The organism is Candidatus Manganitrophus morganii, from assembly GCA_021651055.1.
Taxonomy (GTDB): domain Bacteria; phylum Nitrospirota; class Nitrospiria; order SBBL01; family Manganitrophaceae; genus Manganitrophus; species Manganitrophus morganii.
Map to the genome: position 1 here is coordinate 2,872,801 of JAJHOH010000001.1, position 17,589 is coordinate 2,890,389.

15 protein-coding genes are annotated in these 17,589 nt (G+C 56.9%); all 15 read right to left on the reverse strand.

Annotation, left to right across the window (positions count from 1 at the left end; translation table 11 throughout):
- Positions 1-87: 87 nt before the first annotated feature.
- The 15 genes from MCM46_13300 to ndhC all read right to left on the reverse strand — a co-directional run bounded on the left by MCM46_13300 (position 88) and on the right by ndhC (position 17,496).
- Positions 88-1,371, reverse strand: a complete 1,284-nt coding sequence (locus tag MCM46_13300) for a hypothetical protein (protein ID MCG3112786.1) — start codon at positions 1,369-1,371, stop codon at positions 88-90.
- A gap of 233 nt (positions 1,372-1,604) precedes the next feature.
- The gene (locus tag MCM46_13305; protein MCG3112787.1) at positions 1,605-3,065 is read right to left on the reverse strand and encodes an NADH-quinone oxidoreductase subunit N; all 1,461 of its coding nucleotides are present in this window, start codon (positions 3,063-3,065) and stop codon (positions 1,605-1,607) included.
- A complete protein-coding gene (locus MCM46_13310) occupies positions 3,066-4,736 on the reverse strand; it encodes an NADH-quinone oxidoreductase subunit M (protein MCG3112788.1) in 1,671 nt (556 codons plus the stop codon).
- Positions 4,733-6,370, reverse strand: a complete 1,638-nt coding sequence (locus MCM46_13315) for an NADH-quinone oxidoreductase subunit M (protein ID MCG3112789.1) — start codon at positions 6,368-6,370, stop codon at positions 4,733-4,735. Before MCM46_13315 ends, MCM46_13310 begins: the two co-directional genes overlap by 4 nt.
- An 84-nt stretch (positions 6,371-6,454) precedes the next feature.
- Complete coding sequence (locus MCM46_13320; GenBank protein MCG3112790.1) at positions 6,455-8,320, reverse strand: Na(+)/H(+) antiporter subunit D; 1,866 nt, start codon at positions 8,318-8,320, stop codon at positions 6,455-6,457.
- Positions 8,313-8,573, reverse strand: a complete 261-nt coding sequence (locus MCM46_13325) for a transglutaminase-like cysteine peptidase (protein ID MCG3112791.1) — start codon at positions 8,571-8,573, stop codon at positions 8,313-8,315. Before MCM46_13325 ends, MCM46_13320 begins: the two co-directional genes overlap by 8 nt.
- Positions 8,570-10,108, reverse strand: a complete 1,539-nt coding sequence (locus MCM46_13330) for a monovalent cation/H+ antiporter subunit D family protein (protein ID MCG3112792.1) — start codon at positions 10,106-10,108, stop codon at positions 8,570-8,572. The genes MCM46_13325 and MCM46_13330 overlap by 4 nt, the downstream gene beginning before the upstream one ends.
- Before the next feature lie 122 nt (positions 10,109-10,230).
- Complete coding sequence (gene nuoK / locus MCM46_13335; GenBank protein ID MCG3112793.1) at positions 10,231-10,533, reverse strand: NADH-quinone oxidoreductase subunit NuoK; 303 nt, start codon at positions 10,531-10,533, stop codon at positions 10,231-10,233.
- A complete protein-coding gene (locus MCM46_13340; protein ID MCG3112794.1) occupies positions 10,533-11,177 on the reverse strand; it encodes an NADH-quinone oxidoreductase subunit J in 645 nt (214 codons plus the stop codon). Before MCM46_13340 ends, nuoK begins: the two co-directional genes overlap by 1 nt.
- 49 nt (positions 11,178-11,226) lie before the next feature.
- The gene (nuoI, locus tag MCM46_13345) at positions 11,227-11,859 is read right to left on the reverse strand and encodes an NADH-quinone oxidoreductase subunit NuoI (protein MCG3112795.1); all 633 of its coding nucleotides are present in this window, start codon (positions 11,857-11,859) and stop codon (positions 11,227-11,229) included.
- A 44-nt stretch (positions 11,860-11,903) separates the two neighbouring features.
- A complete protein-coding gene (locus MCM46_13350; protein MCG3112796.1) occupies positions 11,904-14,666 on the reverse strand; it encodes a molybdopterin-dependent oxidoreductase in 2,763 nt (920 codons plus the stop codon).
- A 48-nt stretch (positions 14,667-14,714) separates the two neighbouring features.
- The gene (gene nuoD, locus MCM46_13355) at positions 14,715-15,938 is read right to left on the reverse strand and encodes an NADH dehydrogenase (quinone) subunit D (GenBank protein MCG3112797.1); all 1,224 of its coding nucleotides are present in this window, start codon (positions 15,936-15,938) and stop codon (positions 14,715-14,717) included.
- A gap of 87 nt (positions 15,939-16,025) precedes the next feature.
- Complete coding sequence (locus MCM46_13360; protein ID MCG3112798.1) at positions 16,026-16,505, reverse strand: NADH-quinone oxidoreductase subunit C; 480 nt, start codon at positions 16,503-16,505, stop codon at positions 16,026-16,028.
- A gap of 155 nt (positions 16,506-16,660) precedes the next feature.
- Complete coding sequence (locus tag MCM46_13365) at positions 16,661-17,137, reverse strand: NADH-quinone oxidoreductase subunit B (protein MCG3112799.1); 477 nt, start codon at positions 17,135-17,137, stop codon at positions 16,661-16,663.
- Positions 17,128-17,496, reverse strand: a complete 369-nt coding sequence (gene ndhC, locus MCM46_13370; protein ID MCG3112800.1) for an NADH-quinone oxidoreductase subunit A — start codon at positions 17,494-17,496, stop codon at positions 17,128-17,130. The genes MCM46_13365 and ndhC overlap by 10 nt, the downstream gene beginning before the upstream one ends.
- Between the last annotated feature and the right edge of the window lie 93 nt (positions 17,497-17,589).

Below are 17,589 nucleotides of genomic sequence, written 5' to 3' on the forward strand. Positions count from 1 at the left end.
GACCCTGGCCTCGATAACGTTTTAAATCACCGGAAGGATGGCTTCAATTCGAATTGGGATGTCGCATTATTCATCCGAATCATGTTTCTACTTTGGTACAAAAAGTGTTTTAATCGCTTCACTGAATCTTTCTGTGCTACGGAAAATATGAAATAAAGGCCATTGTTCTAACTGTTCTTTTTTTAGTTCTCCAGCAGCAACAGCTCGAGGTAACAAGTTAAATAATTCGTCCTCTTGTTTACGAACGGCACAAAGTGCAACTTGAAAAATAAGTCCGCAGGCGGACCAGTCGTATGACTCTAACACCTTTTCTATTTCTTCTGATCGTCCCGAGTCACGTAAGGTTATCGCTTGATTAATACAAACAATTCGCTTTGAAACATCGTTTTCGAATGTTACCGTAGATGCGTACCTGGCAATTTGATCTACTAATTCATAGCGCTCTTCTAATAAACCATCGAATGTGGTATCTATGAGGAAGTCGTCTGCAGAAGCCACTGTATCCTTATCCCATTTTCGCCAGCACTGTTGGAGAAGTATGATACCGACTATCTCTATAGTGGTTATAGCTTGGCTCAAGTACTCGCGTTCAACAGGTAACCGTTCATTTTTAACTGCCCCATATTTTTCGACTAATTTTGGATCAACTCGTTCTAGATAAACCCGATTTACTATTCCTTGGTTATGCACGATCAGATTTCGCCTCTGATCTGTTTCAATGACGATTGGCCAGAAATCATCAAATATTGTTAAATCAATTTTTAGCCTCTTAGTGAAATACCGAAACTGTGAATCAAGGTCTTGTCTTAGGACAGAATCAACTTCCTTGGCAACTAGAAATGCTTCAGCTTCTTTTACAGAACCGATTTCTCTTAATTCGGCAAGTGATAAGCTACGGTCTTCGGCTGGCATAGCTTTGGGAAATCGCTCATAGAATGCATGGATTAAATTGGAAATGAGTGCTTCCAGATAGCTTATTAAAGATACGAGCACGCTTGTACTAAGAAGTTCTTCTTGTACAGGTGCTGCTTTGTGGTAGGAATTTAATGCACGAAGGAACTTTTCCTTGTTCTCTGGATTTTCAAAAAGTTCTTTTGCTATAACCGTTTTCATTTCTTCTCGGCTAGGAGATGTAATGCTCTCATTATGATTTCCGGATAAATCAGCAGTTTTCTCTTCTTCTTTTTCCTCAGAGAACAGCTCTGCAGGTATAAGGGATTTCAATGTTTTAATGAGAGAATCCATTGCTGATCTATCATGTTCAGCAGCGACACTGCCTATTCGACTATTAAAGACTCTCAGCGCCTGGAGATTCATAACGAACTGCTGCGCCATTAGCTCGGATTTATACTTTTTGCTCTCAGCTTCCATTAATTTAAAAACTCATATCGTGAAAGAGAAATATTGGATCGATATAATCTTTTATGGCGTAATTAGGAAGAAACTCTTCCCACTTTGATGCACAAGGATCTATACCATTGCGGAGAAGAATGTTACTCTTCTTTAAAAAAATTTGCAATTATCCTTACGGTGTCGAACGCATGAGGATTAAAAGATATCTGGTCTGTAGGAATATTTATGTAAAAAAGAATGAAAGGCTTATGTTACCGCGCCGCCAACCCCGTAAACACGCTGGTGGCAGCAACAGAGAATTCAATAAACGGCTGGGGCCAGACGCCAAGGAGGATCACGCCGGCAATCCCGGCATAGATCACCACTTTCAGCGGCATCGAGAGATGAATGGGGGTGGTCTCTTTCGGTTCGAGGGTGTAGATCTTCTTCACCACGATCAGATAGTAGTAGAAGGAGATGATCACGTTGATCAGGCCGACCGTCACCAGGAAGAACATCTTCTGGTGGACGGCGGCGGCGAAGATGTAGACCTTGCCGATGAAACCAGCGAGCGGCGGCACCCCGGCGAGCGAGAGCAGAAAAACCAGCATCGCAAAGGCCAAGAGCGGGGAGCGTCGATTCAATCCCGCGAGGTCGTCGATGTCGTCGGTGTTCGTCAGGTTCGAGAAGATGATCACCACCGTGAAGGCGCCGAGGTTGGCGAAGAGATAGGTCAACATGTAGAAAAGCAGCGAGTCGCTTCCCATCTTCGTCCCGGCGGCCATCCCGATCAAAATATTTCCGATCTGCGCGATCCCGGAGTAGGCCAAGAGCCGCTTCATGTTCGTCTGGGCGATCGCCGTGATGTTGCCGTAGGTCATCGAGAGGACGGAGAGGGCGGCGATGAACCAGGTCCATTCGGCCCGCAGCTCGCCGAAGGTGGAGAACATCACACGGAGAATCAGGGCGAAGGCCGCCGCCTTCGGGGTGATCGAGAGATAGGTCGTCACTGGCGTCGGGGCCCCTTCGTACACGTCGGGAATCCAGTTGTGGAACGGCACCGCGCCGATCTTGAAGCCGAGCCCCACGAAGATAAAGAGCAACCCGAGCATCATGCCGACCGAGTTCTTGTTCGGCATCGCGGCGATCTCGCGGAAGTAGATCGTCCCGGTGGCGCCGTAGATCAGGCTGATGCCGTAGGCGATCAGCGCCGCGGCCAACACGCCGAGGATGAAGAACTTGATCGCCGCCTCGTTCGACTTGAAGTTATCGCGCAGATAGGCGACCAGGATGTAGAAGCCGAAGGTCGAAAACTCCAGGGTGATGAAAAGGGAGAGGAAGTCGTTCGCCGACGCCATGAACATCATCCCGATCGCGGCGAAAAGAACCAGATAGTAGTACTCTCCCCTGAAGAGGGGAAGCTTCTCGACATAATTAATGGAAACGAGGACCACCAGGATCGTCGAGACGAGGATGAAGATCTTAAAGAAGATCGCCAGCGGATCGAGGACGAACATGCTATTGAAGAGGCTGCCGTTCTTACCCTGAATCGCGAAGCCGACGAGCTGCGCCGTGATCAGACCCATCCCGGCGATCGAGAGATAGCCGAGCTTCGTTTTCGAGACCTTCGGCCAGATGAAATCGATCGCGAGGACGACGCAGGAAAGGAGCGTCATCCAGAGCTCCGGCGCCATCAACATCAGATTAAGGTCAGCCCAATTCAACGGCTGCATTTACTTTCCTCCTGAAACGGGGTCCGCTGTCGGTTTTGCATCCTCTTCTTCCGGCGGATCGATCTCGATCGAAAACGAAGCCGGCTCGGCGGCGGTGGCCGGGAGCGACGGCGCGGCCGGCGCCTCCATCCGGGCCAGGATCGGCATCACCCCCGATTGGATCACATTAATAAACGGCGCGGGATAGAGCCCGAAGAAAATCGTCATCGACGCCAGCAAGACCAGCGGAAGACGGTCGACCAGGCTTCGCGCGTCGACCACATGCGCCATCCGCGGATCGGGCTCGCCGAAGAACATGTCGCGGATCATCCGGAAATAATAGGCCCAGGTGATCGTGATCGCCATCGCCGCTAAAACCGTCTGCACCGGATAGACCCGCCAGCTTCCCAAAAAGACCATCAGCTCCCCGATGAAGTTCATCGCCCCCGGCATCCCGAACGAGGCCGCGGAGCCGATCACAAAAGCGGTGGCGACAAAGGGCATCTTCGACGCCAACCCGCCTCCCATCGACGGAATGTCGAGGGTGTGGGTTTGGTAGTAGATGTAGCCGGCGAGGGCGAAGAGAAGCCCCATCGCCATCGCGTCGGCGAAGAGAAAGAAGACCGCCCCGGTCAGGGAGATCTGGTTCAACGACGCCATCCCGAGGAAGATATACCCCATGTGGGCGACCGACGAGTAGCCGACGACGAACTTGGTGTCCTTCTGCAGAAACGCCACCAGCCCGCCGTAGAAGATGTTGATGACGCAGATGACGGCGATGATCGGCATCCACTGCTGCGTCGCCGTGGGGAAGAGATAGAAGCAGATCCGGATGATCGTGAAATGCCCGAGCTTCTTCAACACCCCGGCGTGCATCATGCTCGCGGCGGCGGGGGCGGCGGCGTAGCCGACCGGCGACCAGGAGTGAAAGGGGAAGATCGCGGCGATCGGCGCGAAGCCCAAGAAGATCAGCCAGAAGTAGAGGTTCTCCTTCGACTTCAGAAGATGTCCCTTCTCGGCGATCTCGATGATGTTGAAGGTCCGCAGCCCCGAATCGACGTAGACCAACAGGAGCCCCAACAGCGCAACCACCGCGCCGAGGGAGAGGTAGAGGGTCAGCTTCATTGCGGCGTACTCTTTGCTCGACCGGTTGAAGTTGAAGAAGTGAGCGACCGAATCGCTGAGGGGGTCGCCCGCTTTTTTCATGTCGAGGTAGCCCTTGGTGTGCCGTCCCCAGATCACCAGGAAGAGATACATCGGGATCACCGAGAGCTCGTAGAAGAAAAAGAGAAAGAAGAGATCGAGCGACATATAGACCCCGATCGTCGCCGAGCCCAAGACCAGGAGGTTGATGTAAAACTCTTTCAGGCGGTCTTTGATGTGCCAGGAGACGAAGATCCCGGCGAACATCAACATCGCCGAGGCGAGGACCATCGGCGCCCCGATGCCGTCGACCCCCAAGAAAAAGGAGATGCCGAGCTCGGACGACCAGACGGTCTGCTCCTGGAACTGGAAGCCGCCGGCGACATGGTCGTAGGCGAACATCAGGTAGGCCGATCCGAGGAGCGAGAGGCCGGCGAAGGTCGCGGCGATCCCGTGGACGATCTCCCGCTGTTTGTTGGAGACGAAGAAGAGAAGGAACGCCCCGATAAACGGCGTAAAGAGAATAAATGAAAGGAGATGGCTCGTCATGGGGTTCCCTCTTTTTCAGCCGCCGGGAGGGGAATCTCCTCCTCCGGCGCATCGATCGATTGGAGCGCGGCCGGGGTGACTTCAACCGCCGGTTCGGTGATGACCGGGGCGGGGCGGGCGACCCGTTGGGCGACGAAGTCGATCGAGCCGTCCATCGCCTTCAAAAAGGGCATCGGGTAGATGCCGACCCAAAAAATCATCACGGCGAGCGCCACGCAAATGCCGATCTCCCGCCGGTCGAGGTCGGGGATCTTCTCGTTCTTCGGGTTGGTGATCTGTCCCATCATGATCCGCTGATAGAGCCAGAGCAGATACGCCGCGCCGAGGAGGACGCCGACGATCGCGGTGACGGTCAGCCGCCAGTCGAGCTGCGCCGCGCCGACCAGGATCAGCAACTCCCCGACGAAGCCGTTCGTCCCCGGGAAGGCCATCGACGAGAGGGAGATGATCATATAAAACGCGGCGAAGATCGGAAGACGCCGCCCCAGCCCGCCGTATTCGGAGATCGCGCGGGTGTGGCGCCGTTCATACAGAAAGCCGACGACCAAAAAGAGCCCGGCGGTCGAGATCCCGTGGTTCAACATCTGGATCATCCCCCCCTGGATGCCGGTCCGGTTCAGCGCGAAGATTCCCAGAACCACAAATCCAAGATGGCTGATGGAAGAATAGGCGATCAGCTTCTTGATGTCGTCCTGCGCCAGCGCCAGGAGCGCCCCGTAGACGATCCCGATCACCGAGAGGATCGTCATCATCGGAACGAAGTTGATCGAGGCTTCCGGCAGGAGCGGAAGGGAGAAGCGGACAAAGCCGTAGGTCCCCATCTTCAAGAGGACCCCCGCCAGCAGGACGCTCCCGGCAGTCGGCGCTTCGACGTGGGCATCGGGGAGCCAGGTGTGGAAGGGGAACATCGGAACCTTGAAGGCGAAGCCGAAGAAGAGGAGGAGGAAGACGATGTTCTGTTTACTCTCCGACATCGGCGCCTTCAACAGATCCAATATGCTGAACGAGTAGCTCTGCGAGAGATTCTGCGCCAAGGCATAGTCGTGGTAATTCAAATAAAGGATCACGAAGCCGACCAGCATCAAGACGCTGCCGAGGAGGGTGTAGAGGACGAACTTTAATGACGCATAGTCGCGGTTGGCCCCCCCCCAGATCTTGATCAGGAAATACATCGGGATCAGCATGATCTCCCAGAAGAGGAAGAAAAGCAGCAGATCGATCGCCATGAAGACCCCGACGACCGTCGTCTCCAATACCAGAAGGCAGATCAGGTACTGTTTGAGATTCAGCTCGACCCCTTTCCAGGAGAAGAGGACCAGAAGAACCATCAGGAAGGTGGTGAGGGTGACGAGGAAGAGGCTGAACCCGTCGACCCCGAGGTGATAGGCGGCCCCGAGCGGCCGGATCCAGTTCAGCTCCTCGACGAACTGCATGTTCGGCGTTCCCCGCTCGAAGAGAAGGGGGAGGAGGAGCGAGAGGGCGAAGACAACCGACGTGGTCGCCAGCGCCGTCACCCGCATCTGCCGCTCGTCCTTCAGGAATGCAATCGCCAGCGCCCCGAGCGCCGGGAGAAGAAGGAGCAACGTCAGCACCGGAAACCCGATCTGGTCGCTTGCGAAAATTTGATCGATCATCAATCCATTTCCTTGTAGGGGCGATCCTTGTGATCGCCCTGTCTTAAATCCCGAAAAGGGGCGAATGCAATTCGCCCCTACGAATCATTGCAACATCACCATCATCAGGCCTTTAATCTGGTCTTTGAACATCCAATAGATGTTCACCAGAAAGAAGATCCCGACGATGATGATCATGGCGTAGTTATGCACCGAGCCGGTCTGCAGCTTCCGGAAGATCCGCGACAGCACATGGTTGGCGTAGCCGACCATGTTGATAAAACCGTAGACGACATAGTTCTCGATCAGGTTCGAATACCAGCTTCCGCCGAAGACGCCGCGCCCGATGCCGTTTACCGCGCCGTCGATCACGCCGACGTCGAACCGGCGGCAGAGGGCGACGAAACGCTTCATCGGCTGGATGACGACGTTTTTGTACGCCTCGGTGATAAACGCCTCCCAGTCGGCGATCGGATTGTTCGCGGCCCACATGAAGCCCTCTCCCCCCTTCCGGTAAACAATGTCGGTGTCGAGCGAGATCGTCGGCTCCGGATGGAGCTTCTTCAAGAAAAGAAGAAAGATCAGTCCGGTTGCCGCGAGGAGCTGGAACGATTGGAAGAGATGCTCCAGGGTGTAGGGGTGGTATTCGACCGCGTTCGGCAACAATTGATAGAGAAGGGTCGGCCAGACCCCCAAGAGAATGCAGAAGAAGGCGGCGAGCCCCATCCCCCAGATCATGTTGATCGGGGGATCTTTCGCCGGGATCTTTTTATCCTCGCCGAGGAAGACGGCGTAGGGAAGCTTAAGGGTGGTCGAGATAAAGGTTCCGCAGGAGGCGAGGGTCAGCATGATATAAATCGCGATCCGGTGCGCCTCGCCCGCCGCCGAGATCGTCATCGACTTGCTGATGAAGCCCGACATCAACGGAACGCCGGAGATCGAGAAGCCGCCGATCATAAAGAGGACGAAGGTGATCGGCATTGTTTTATAGAGGCCGCCGAGCTCGGTCGCTTTCCGCTTCCCGGTCATGAAGATCACCGACCCCATCCCCATCATCAGGAGCGCTTTATAAAGGATGTGGGCGAAGGCGTGCGCCACGGCGCCGTTGATCGCGAGCTGCGTTCCGATCCCGATTCCCGCCACCATGAAGCCGACCTGGCTGACGATATGGTAGGCAAGGAGCCGGCGGATGTTGTTTTCGATCATCGCGTAGCCGACGCCGTAGAGGGTCATGAAAGCGCCGAGCCACATCAGCAGCTCCATGCCGGCGTACCCCCGCGCGAGGACATACACCGCGGTCTTCGTCGTGAAGGCCGAGAGGAAGACGGTCCCGGTGACGGTCGCCTCCGGATAAGCGTCGGGAAGCCAGGCGTGGAGCGGCGGCGCGGCGGCGTTGACCAGGAACCCCAGCAGAATGAGCGAGCCTCCCCAGCCGCCGTGCGGGAGGGCGTCGAAGACGAGGGTTTTGGCCTCGGTCGCCTGGATCACGATCCCCGCCAGCAGACAGACCCCGCCGAAAACATGGACCAGAAGATACCGGAAGCCGGCCCCCTCCGCCTCTTTCCCCCGGGCCCAGATCAGAAGGACCGAGGCGAAGGCCATGATCTCCCAGAAAAGGAAAAGGGTGAAGAGATCGCCGGAGAAGACGACCCCCAACGCGCTTCCGGCGTAGGTGAGCGCCGCAATATGTTCCAGGTCGTTCTTCACATGGAGGGAGTAGACCATCCCGATCGTCGCCATCAGTGTGAAGATGTAGCTGAAGACGAGGCTCATCTTGTCGACCCGCCCCATCACCAGCTCGTTCCCCAAAAAGTTGAAGACGCCGTAACGGCCGGGATCGAGAAAGACGACGAGAAGAAAGGCCGCGGCGGGGAGGCCGACGAGATAGCCCTCCTTCGCCTTTCCTTTCAGGAAGGGGATCAGGGCGGCGCCGAGGATCAGGAGCAATCCGGGATGAACCCACTCAATCATGGTGCGCCTCTTCTTCGTGGGCCGGTTCGGCAGGGTTCTCGTAATAATCTTCCCGCACCATCAGTACGGAGTGACCGATTCCTTTCGAGACAAGAATCAACACGACCGTGGCGAGCAATCCAAAAACCGCGGTGTAGCCGGGAACGTTCTCAAGCGCGAAAACCGCGTGGTGTTTGTGGACCAGAAAAAACTCGACCGCCGCGAGGAGGACGAGGAGGACGGCCGTATAAAGGATCAGCTTTTCTTTCTTCATTGAATCACCAGTTTTGCCAATGCCAGAAAATAGTCGGGGAAAAGACCGACCAGGACCGAGAGGATCGCCGTCACCACCAGCGGGACGTAAACGAACGGGGAGGCCTCGCCGAAATCTTCGCCATGATGGTCGTCGTGGGCCGCCATCGCCCCGACGCTCTGGGGCGCCGGGTGAAGCGGGGCATGCCCGTGACCATGCGTCTCCCCCTCCGGCGCATGAAAGAAGGCGGTGTAGATCACCGGGACAAAGTAGGCGGCGTTCAGAATCGTGCTGGCGATCAGGACGAAGAAGATCGGGATCTGGCCCGCCTCGATCGTTCCGAGGGCGAGATACCACTTCGTCACGAACCCCGCCACCGGCGGCACCCCGATCATGCTCAGGGAGGCGATCGCGAAGGCAGTCATCGTCCAGGGCATCTTCCTCCCGATCCCCCGCATCTGGCTGATATTGGTTTTGTGCGAGGCGACGTAGATCGATCCGGCGCAGAAAAAGAGGGTGATCTTGGAGATCGCATGATTGGCGATGTGCATCACCCCGGCGGTCATCCCGCTCGGGGAGAGAAGCGCCGCCCCCAGAATCACATACGAGAGCTGGCTGACGGTCGAGTAGGCGAGCCGGGCCTTCAGATTATCGCGCGTCAACGCATAAACGGAGGCCATGATGATCGTAAAGGAGGCGAGGTACGCGGTCATCACGCCGAGATGAAGCTGCCCCATCAGCTCGGGGCCGAAGACATGAAAGATCACCCGCAACACCGAGAAGACGCCGACCTTCACGACCGCCACCGCATGGAGCAGGGCGGAGACAGGGGTCGGCGCGACCATCGCCGCCGGCAGCCAGGCGTGGACCGGCATGATCGCCGCCTTGGCAAAACCATAGATAAAGAAGAGGTAGATCAAAACCAGCATCCACGGCTCCCCTTTGCCGGCGAAAAGCCCCCCCTTGGAGAACTCCAGCGTCCCGGCGACGTTGTAGGTGAGGATGATCGCCGCCAGCAAAAAGGTCTTGGAAGCGCCGACGAGATAGATCAGATATTTTCTCGCCCCCAGGAACGACTCCGGCGTCTCCTTGTGGTTGACCAGCGGGAAGGTGGCGAGGCTGAGGAACTCGTAGAAGATGAAGAGGGTCAGCAGGTTCGCGGAGAAGGCGACGCCGAGGGCCGAGGCGACGCTGATGGCGAAGCAGGCGAAATAGCGGGTCTGCTTCTTCTCATTCGTCCCTCGCATGTAGCCGATGGAATAGAAAGTGGTGACGATCCAGAGTCCCGAGGCGATCGTCGCAAAGACCATCCCGAACGGATCGACGCGGAATTTGATGTCGAATCCCGGGAGAAAGGTGAAGAGGGTATATTCGAGGATCTGTCCCGAGAGGATCGTCGGCGCCATCGAGAGGACGATCAGAAACTTGATGATCCCGGCCCCGATCGACCACCCTTCGCGGACGTTCGGATTTTTATCCGAGGCGAGAATCAGGCCGACGGCCACCATCGAAACGAGGATGGCGAGAAGGGGCCGGATGTCGGTGATACCTTCCAAAAGAACCTCTTATAAATGATGTATGGTGTCTGTTTTCGTAGGGGCAGGCCTATGTGCCTGCCCGCTCTTTGTTTGACCGTCGTAAAACCGGGCGGACACACAGGTCCGCCCCTACAGGGCCGCTACCATTTCAATAAACTGATTTCATCCACGTTCGTCGTCGCCTTCTTCCGGAAGAGAACGATGATGATCGCCAATCCGACCGCGGCTTCCGCGGCGGCGATGGTGATGATGAAGAGCGAGATGATCTGTCCGTTGACCGATTCGAAATGGCGCGAGAAGGCGACCAGATTGATGTTCGCGGCGTTCAGCATCAGTTCGATGGCGTAGAGGATAATCAAAAAGTTCTTCCGGATCAAGACGCCGATGAGGCCGATGACGAACATGACGGTGGAGACGATCACATAATAGGAGAGGGGAATCATCAGGCCGACCCTACCTTATCGAGCGCGCCGCGGGAGGTCTCCTCCGCGACGGAGTCGGGGGTCCCTTCCGGGTGACCGTTTCCGGTCTGGGGAAGGGGAGCCTCCAGTGCGTGCGCGCCGTTCCCCCCCGCCTTTGCGTCGGGCCGGGGCTGTTTTGCCAAGACGAGCGCCCCGATGATGCCGCCGAGGAGGATCACCCCGACCATTTCGAACGGGAGAAGATATTCATTGAAGAGGGAGAGGCCGATCGCCTCGGTGTTCCCGACGGCGGGGAGGGCGGCCGCCCCGGGGGCGCCGCTCCCTTCCAGGATCGGCGATTTAAAAAGGACAATCAAAATCTCCGCCAGGATCACCAAGCCGAAAAAGAGGGCGATCCAGGTCTGACGGTGAAGGAACCCTTCGCTGCTCTTCAAGTCGAGGAGCATCAGAACGAATAGATAAAGAATAAGAACCGCGCCGGCATAGATGATGATTTGAATGGCGGCGAGAAATTCGGCATGGAGCAATACGAACAAGCCGGCGACGTGAAGAAAAGTAGAAAGAAGGGCGAGGGTGCAGTAGATCGGATTTCGAAGGCCGATCGTCAATACGGACGAAAAGAGGGCCATCCCTGAAAAATAAAGAAAAAATAAAAGCTGTGCCATGAACTCCTTGCAGGTTTACGGGACGTTGAATCTGTTTTCGATCGTCCTCCTAGGCCGGCGCCGGAGATTCCGGCTTCGGGTCGGCGGCCGCTGCCTCCTGGCCGCTCGCTTTGCCGGCGGCAGGGGCCTGTGTCTCTCCGTTCACATAGGCCGGGAATTTATACCGATATTCGCGGGCGCTGTCGTCGGCTTTTTCTTGGTTGTGCGCCACGAGATAGGCCTTTGCCTCGGCGTGGTACTTCTCTCCGATCTCATACAGCTTCGGTTTGTCGAAGATCAAGTTTCTTTTATTGTCGGTCGAATATTCATAAAGCTTCGTCATCCCGAGGGCGTTGACGGGGCAGGCCTCCACGCAGAAGCCGCAGAAAACGCACTTGGTGATATCGATGTCGAACGCCGTGGCGATCCGCCGGAGGACCTGACCGTCCTGGACCTCCGCGCTGACCACCTTGATGCAGTGAGAGGGGCAGGCCGCCTCGCAGAGATCGCACCCGACGCAGCGCTCGGCGCCGTCTTCATATTTCAGCAGGCAAAGGGCGCCCCGGTGGGTGTCCGGCAGGGCGAGCTTCTGATGGGGATATTGGAGCGTCACCTCCCGTACGAACATGTGGGTGAAGGTGAGTTTCAGCCCCTTCAGAATTTCTTTGAAAATAATTTTGTCGAGCAGCTCGGTGAATTTCACGGATTCTCCGCTTGCTGTAGGGCGTGATGAATCACGCCCCTACGTTATTTCGTCTCTTCTGCCGCCGGTTCCGCCGGCATGACCGTCAATTGAATCTTCCAGACCTTCTCCAGGGCCACCTCTCCCTGTTTGAAATAGGGGACGTGGGTCGCCGGATCGATCGTGCCGGTCAGAAGGTCTTTTACGTTGGGCCGGTTGAAGTGGTTCGGGAAGTGGACCACCCCCTTCGGGAGCGACTCCAACACTTCCACCGGAACTTCGACCTGGCCGAGCGACGATTTGATCTTCACCGTGTCGGCTGTCTTCAGCCCCATCGCCTCGGCATCGGCCGCGCCGATGTAAAGGACCGCCCTGTCTTCGATCTTCATCAGGCCGGGATCGCGCGTGGAGAGCTTCCCGGAGTGGTAGAGGACCTGGATTAATTCGAGCGAGAAGGGGAAGGCGGCTTCTTTTTTCCGTTCGGTCGCGCGGTATCGTCCGGCGATCTCGGCGATAAAGGCACCGTCTGAATAACGTTCCGGACGCGGCGCCGGGCGCTCATCGCGGAAGTAGCCGGGAACGAGCTTTGCGATCTCCTGGGCGATGTCTTCCGGTCCTTTGTATTGGAGCGGGTGGTTCATCCCCTTCGCGAGATCGCAGAAGATCTTCCAGTCGGGGCGCGCTTCGCCGCGCGGGTCGAACGCTTGCGCGACGCGGCGGATCTTCCCCTCCACGTCGGTAAAGGTCCCTTCTTTCTCCGCGGCGACCGCGGCCGGGAGGACGAAGTCGGCCATTTCGCCGGTCTCGGTCATAAAAGGATCTTGGCAGACGATGAAGTCGACGTTTTCCAGCGCCTGGCGGACCCGCATCGCATTCGGCAGGGTCCCGAGCGGATTTTCTCCAACGAGATAAAGCGCCTTGATCTCCCCCCGTTCGGCCCGCTCCAAAATTTCGGGGAGGGTAGCGCCGATTCCTTCGGGAAGCTCGGTGTGCCAGGCCGACCGAAACCGCTCCCGGTCCGCTTCGGAGGCATACGGGCGTTGGCCGGGGAGAAATTCGGGAACCGCTCCCATGTCGACCGCCCCCTGCTCGTTGTTCTCTTCGCAGATCGGCAGAATCCCGGCCCCTTCTTTTTCCAGCAGGCCGGTCAGCAGGGCAAGATCGATCAGCCGGAGCGCATTGTGATAGCCCTCTTTTTTGGAGACGATTCCTTCGCCCCAGATCAACGTCCCCCGTTTCGATTTTGCCAGCAGCTCGGCCGCCTCGGCGATCTTCTCCCAGGGCAATCCGCTTTCGCGGGCCAGGTTTTCCTCGGAAAGTCCGGCGACGCTTTGACGAAGCGCTTCATAGGCCGCGGGGTATTTCTCGACGAAAGCGGGGAAGGCGAGCCCCTTGTCAAGGATCGACTTGACCAATCCCTGAATCAACGCCGTTTCGCCACCCACCGTATACTGCAGCGAGTGGCTTGCCAGCGCCATCAGGTTGGTCTGGAAGTTGTGGGCGACCATGAGCTTGGCCGCGAATCTTGCTTTTGCCTCTTTGAGACGGAGCGCGGTGACCGGGTTGGTCTCGGTCATGTCGTTTCCGATCACCAAGATCACATCCGAGAGGGTCATCGCCTTGTCGGAGGTGGTCGCCTGGCCGATCCCGATCGTCTTTTGCAGTGCGGTGACCGAGTTCATATGGCCGTAGCGGGCGGCGGTGTCGATGTTATTGGTCCCCAGCACCGACCGCATCAGGCGCTGGAAGAGATAGACATCTTCATTGGTGCAGCGGCCGGTGATCAGGCCGGCGATCGCCTCCCCGCCGTGCTGTGTTTTGATTTCCATCAACCGTTTGCCGATCATCGCCGTCGCCTTGAACCAGGGGACCTCGGACCACTGTCCGTCGGTTTTCATCAGCGGCCGTGAGAGGCGCGATTCGTTCTGTGTGTACTGGAATCCGAACCGGCCCCGGACGCAGGTCCCGCCATGATCATCTCCCAGCTCGACCTCTTGGCCGAACTTGCTCAGATACGACAGCTTGGAGGTGACCCGAACGACTTTTTGCGCCTCGCTCTCCAGGTGCAGCGTGCAGCCGTCGGAGCAGTAGCCGCAGGTGGTCACGGTTTTCTTCAGCTGCCACGGCTTGAACGAGTACTTGGAAAACCGGCTGACGATCGCGCCGACCGGGCAGACCGCCAGACAGTCGCCGCAAAATTCACAGTAGAGGGGGACCCCGTCGTGCGCGCCGACGTGGGTCTTCCCATCCTTCTTGTAGAAGCAGAGGGCATCGACCAATTGGACCTCTTTGCAGACGTTGATGCATTGCCCGCAGAGGATGCAGCGGTTCATGTTGAAGTCGAGTACCAAGCTTCGGGTGTCTTCCGGGATCTCCTTCCGGGTCCCTTTCTTGATGTCATAGACGCCGAGGTCGTAGGCCATGTCCTGCAATTCGCACTTGCCGTCGGCGTCGCAGACGGGGCAGTCGAGCGGGTGGACGATCAGATGTTTTTCGATCGCCTTTTTCCGGGCATCGACGATCTTCTCGGTATTGGTCTTCACGACCATTCCTTGGGTGATCTTGGCGGTGCAGGAGCGGACGTTGTTATTCTTCCCTTCCACTTCCACCAGACAGACGCCGCAGGAGCCGAACGAGGAGAAGGTGTAGTGATAACACATCGCCGGAATTTCCATCCCGAGGCCCCGGATGGTATCGAGCAGGAGGGAGCCCTCGGGAACGGAGAGCTTTTTCCCGTCAATCGTCACGTCCAACATCTTTTTGGCCGGGGCCGCCTCTGGTTCTGGGGCGGTCGGCAGCTCAATTTTCGCTTTGGTTTCGTCGCTCATGCTGTCACCTTGTCTTTAATTCCTTCACTCCGCACTCTGCATTCGAACTTATCTATCGCACTCTCCCATCACGATGTCGTAGGTGCCGAAGATCGTAATCACGTCGGCGATCATATAGCCTTTCGCCATGTGGTCGAACGCCCCCATGTGGATAAAGGATGGGGCCCGGATCTTCATCCGATAGGGTTTGCTGTCCCCTTTGCTGTAAATGTAAAAGCCGAGCTCTCCTTTGTGGGCTTCGGTGCCGCAATAGATGTCTCCCGGCGGGGCGTTGAAGCCCTTGCTGTAGAGCTTGAACTGATAGATCATGCTCTCCATGTCGGTGAAGACCCGCTCCTTCGGCGGGGCGACCACCTGCGGGACATACGCTTTGTAATCTCCCTGCGGAAGCTGATCGAGGCACTGCTTGATGATCTTGGTGCTCTCGTGCAGCTCCATCATCCGGACCCAGTAGCGGTCGTAGGTGTCGCCGTTTTTTCCGATCGGGACGGTCCACTTGACCTTGTCGTAGGCCCCGTACGGGCTGATCTTCCGAAGATCGTAGTCGACGCCGGAGCCGCGGAGGGTCGATCCGGAGAGGCCGTAGCGAACCGCGTCTTCTCCCGAGATGACGGCGATGTTCTTCGTCCGGGCGAGCCAGATCCGATTGTTCGCCAACAGGGTGTCATAGTCGACAATCTTCGAAGGGAAATCGGCGATGAACCGGTAGAGGTCGTCGATGATCTTCGTCGTAAAATCGCGCTCGACCCCGCCGACCCGGTACCAGCTGGTCGTCAGGCGCGCGCCGCAGAGCTCGTCGAAAATGTCGAGCAGGGTTTCCCGCTCGCGGAAGGTATAAAAGAAGACGGTCATCGCGCCGATATCGAGCGCCTGTGTCCCCAGCCAGAAGAGATGGCCGATGATCCGCTGCACCTCGGCGACGATGGTTCGAAGATATTCCGACCGCTCCGGAATGGTGATGCCCAAAAGCTTCTCGACCGCCCGGACATAGGCGAAGTTGTTGTACATCGCGCAGACGTAGTCGAGCCGGTCGGTGTGGGGGATGAACTGATTATAGGTGATCGATTCGGCGATCTTCTCGACGCCGCGGTGCAAAAAGCCGAGGACCGGCTCCGACTTGATGATCTTCTCCCCTTCGAGGGTGAGGACGACTTTCAACACGCCGTGGGTCGACGGATGCTGCGGCCCCAGATTGAGGAGGAGCTCCTCCGTCCTCAAAAGAGGGAGCGATGCTTTCTGCTCGGTTACCGGGGTTGTTTCTTTTACATCCATATCGTTGTCTGGTGTGGTAGGGGCGAATCTTGTATTCGCCCAATTTCGATTATGAGAGGGCGATCACAAGGATCGCCCCTACAAATCCTACGACTCTAAAAATTCAAAGGTATCGCGCCAGCCCCGCCCTTCGATCGGAAAGTTTTTCCGAAGGGGATAGCCCTCGTCATATTCATCCGGCAGGAGGATCCGGCGGAGATCGGGATGGTTATTGAACTTGATCCCCATCATGTCGTAGACCTCCCGTTCCATGAAATTCAGCCCTTCCCAGAGGGGGGTCAACGCGTCGACGGTGCAGTCCTCTTCCGAAACCCGCGTCTTCAGGCGAACCTGATGCTTCTTCCGAATGGAGAAAAACTCATAGACCACCTCGAACCGCTCCCGCTCCCCCATATGATCGACGGAGGCGACATGGACCGGATAATCGAAATCGAGCGCCGGATCGTCTCGAAGCAGCCGGCCCACCTCGAACAGCCCCTCTTTCTTCAGGTGAATCGAGAGATCGCCTCGAAAAAGGGTGGCGCCGATAAACGCGGCGGGAAACTGCGCCTGGACCTTCCGGGCCACCGGGTGCTCTCCGCCATCTTCCATTCCCGACGGAATTTTGAAGAACCTCCCAGCTTGCTGGGAGGATTCTTCGACCCGGGCGGAACCTTGATCATTTGTAATCGCCCCCCTTGACTCCCCATCAGGCTGGGGAGTCTGCGGCGTGCTGTTCGTGTTCATTTGGTGAAGACCTTCTTCTTCATAATCTGGTCCTGGAGCCGTAAAACGCCCTCTAAGAGGGCTTCCGGGGTTGGCGGGCAGCCGGGGACGTAGATATCGACCGGAACGAAGCGATCGACCCCCTGCACCACGCTGTAGCTGTTATAAATGTTCCCCGAGGTGGCGCAGGAGCCCATCGAAATGACATATTTCGGCTCCGGCATCTGATCGTAGACTTTCCGGATGACCGGGGCCATCCGCCGGCAGACCGTTCCGGCGACGATCATCAGATCCGACTGCCGGGGAGAGCCGCGGAAAACGCCCGCTCCGAAGCGGTCGATGTCGTATCGCGAGGCGACGGCGGCGATCATCTCGATCGCGCAGCAGGCGAGCCCGAAGGTCATCGGCCAGAGCGACCCTTTCCGGGCCCAGTTGACCGCTTGGTCGAGGGTCGTCGTGATGAAGTTCGCCTCGAATTTTCCGGTTAATCCCATTCCAGTCCTCCCTTTCTCCAGGCGTAGATATACCCAATTAGAAAAAGGGCGATAAAAATCACCATTTCGATGAGTCCAAACAGGCCGAGCTTGTTGAAGGCGACCGCCCAAGGGTAGAGGAAGGCGATCTCGATGTCGAAGATCACGAAAAGCATGGCGATGATGTAGTAACGAACGGGGAAAGGCATCCGGGCGTCGGAGATCGGCTCGCTGCCGCATTCGTAGGTGGTCAGCTTCTCTTTGTTGTAGACCCGCGGTTGGACAAAATAGCTGATCACCAGCGTTCCGACCCCAAAAGCGATCGAAGCCATAATGAAGATAAAGATAGGAATGTAATTGATGGGCGGGGCTACAGTCATGTCAATAAACCAGCCTAAATCAATCGCCGTTGTTAATAATTTCTGGCGCGTTAGCGAGGCGCTATTCTTTCATAATTTATGTTTTTTGTCAAA

What these genes read in the sequence shown, in the direction of transcription:
- MCM46_13350 (MCG3112796.1), bottom strand. Translation starts at nt 14,666, where the DNA reads ATGAGCGACGAAACCAAAGCGAAAATTGAGCTGCCGACCGCCCCAGAA.
- MCM46_13315 (MCG3112789.1), bottom strand. Translation starts at nt 6,370, where the DNA reads ATGATCGATCAAATTTTCGCAAGCGACCAGATCGGGTTTCCGGTGCTG.
- MCM46_13365 (MCG3112799.1), bottom strand. Translation starts at nt 17,137, where the DNA reads ATGGGATTAACCGGAAAATTCGAGGCGAACTTCATCACGACGACCCTC.
- MCM46_13310 (MCG3112788.1), bottom strand. Translation starts at nt 4,736, where the DNA reads ATGACGAGCCATCTCCTTTCATTTATTCTCTTTACGCCGTTTATCGGG.
- MCM46_13340 (MCG3112794.1), bottom strand. Translation starts at nt 11,177, where the DNA reads ATGGCACAGCTTTTATTTTTTCTTTATTTTTCAGGGATGGCCCTCTTT.
- MCM46_13325 (MCG3112791.1), bottom strand. Translation starts at nt 8,573, where the DNA reads ATGAAGAAAGAAAAGCTGATCCTTTATACGGCCGTCCTCCTCGTCCTC.
- nuoD (MCG3112797.1), bottom strand. Translation starts at nt 15,938, where the DNA reads ATGGATGTAAAAGAAACAACCCCGGTAACCGAGCAGAAAGCATCGCTC.
- nuoK (MCG3112793.1), bottom strand. Translation starts at nt 10,533, where the DNA reads ATGATTCCCCTCTCCTATTATGTGATCGTCTCCACCGTCATGTTCGTC.
- MCM46_13305 (MCG3112787.1), bottom strand. Translation starts at nt 3,065, where the DNA reads ATGCAGCCGTTGAATTGGGCTGACCTTAATCTGATGTTGATGGCGCCG.
- MCM46_13300 (MCG3112786.1), bottom strand. Translation starts at nt 1,371, where the DNA reads ATGGAAGCTGAGAGCAAAAAGTATAAATCCGAGCTAATGGCGCAGCAG.
- ndhC (MCG3112800.1), bottom strand. Translation starts at nt 17,496, where the DNA reads ATGACTGTAGCCCCGCCCATCAATTACATTCCTATCTTTATCTTCATT.
- MCM46_13320 (MCG3112790.1), bottom strand. Translation starts at nt 8,320, where the DNA reads ATGATTGAGTGGGTTCATCCCGGATTGCTCCTGATCCTCGGCGCCGCC.